This is a genomic window from Nocardioides abyssi (genome assembly GCF_030412915.1).
Taxonomy (GTDB): domain Bacteria; phylum Actinomycetota; class Actinomycetes; order Propionibacteriales; family Nocardioidaceae; genus Nocardioides; species Nocardioides abyssi.
The window spans coordinates 1-220 of record NZ_JAUHJR010000284.1; the positions used below are offsets into that span (position 1 = coordinate 1).

Below are 220 nucleotides of genomic sequence, written 5' to 3' on the forward strand. Positions count from 1 at the left end.
GGACGACCTCGCGGCGTACCTCGACGCGCTCGACCGCCACCCCAGGGTCGGCGTCTGCCTCGACACCTGCCACGTCTTCGCCGCCGGGGCGCCGCTCGCCGCGCCGGGCGGCGCGACCGCGACCCTCGACCGGCTCGTCGAGGTGGCGGGCGAGGGCCGGCTGCGCCTGGTCCACGCCAATGACTCGATGGACGTGCGCGGCGCCTTCAAGGACCGCCAC

The 220-nt window shown here is 76.8% G+C and carries 1 protein-coding gene; it reads left to right on the forward strand.

Going from position 1 to position 220, the window contains the following annotated elements:
* Window positions 1-220, forward strand: a 220-nt coding sequence (locus QWY29_RS20770; RefSeq protein ID WP_300963106.1) for a TIM barrel protein, incomplete at both ends; no start/stop codon positions are given.